Genomic DNA, 803 nt, shown 5'->3' on the forward strand with positions numbered 1-803 from the left:
TGCGCGCCGCCAAGATCTTCGTCGCGGTCATGGGAGCGTCGAATTACACCTTTGCCCAAGCCCGGTTCAGCGAGGCACTGCCCGACTGGATCGGCGCCCATGTGGATGCGCTCACCTTCCTGGGCGGGGTGCCGAAGGCGCTCGTCTGCGACAATCTGAAGGCCGGGGTGACGGTGGTGAGCCGCTACGAGCCAGGCGTCAACCGGACCTACCAAGATCTTGCCGCCCATTACGGCACCACCATTATGCCGGCGCGGCCCCGCAAGCCGCGCGACAAGGCCAAGGTGGAGGCGGCGGTTCTTATCGTCCAGCGATGGATTTTGGCGCGGCTGCGCAACCGGCGCTTCTTCTCGCTCGCCGAGTTGAATGTTGCGATCCGCATCCTGGTTGACCAACTCAACGCCCGCCTGATGCGCAAGCTCGGTGCCAGCCGCCGCGAGTTCTTCGACACCATCGATCGTCCGGCCCTGATGCCGCTGCCGGCCGAGGCCTATCAGTACGCCGAATGGCGTCGTGCCCGTGTGGCGCCGGATTACCATGTCGAGGTTCAGGGACACTTCTACTCGGTGCCATCCCGCATGATCCGCCAGGTTGTCGAGGTTCGGGCCACCGAAGCCACCATCGAGGTGTTCCATCGCGGCACCCGCATCGCCAGCCATGCACGCTCGGGGGTGAAGCGCCGCCACACCACGATCCCCGAGCACATGCCGAGCGCACATCGCCGATACGCCTTCTGGACGCCGGCACGTCTGCTGGCCGCCGCCGAGAAGATCGGTCCGTCCACGATCGCGCTGTGCCAGGCG

At 66.0% G+C, this 803-nt stretch carries 1 protein-coding gene; it reads left to right on the forward strand.

Features of this window, described 5'->3' with window-relative positions; all coding sequences use genetic code 11:
- A partial coding sequence (gene istA, locus GWG67_RS39205; protein ID WP_275174896.1) for an IS21 family transposase occupies window positions 1-803 on the forward strand: 803 nt, incomplete at both ends.

The organism is Bradyrhizobium sp. CSS354 (assembly GCF_029051725.1).
Lineage (GTDB): Bacteria > Pseudomonadota > Alphaproteobacteria > Rhizobiales > Xanthobacteraceae > Bradyrhizobium.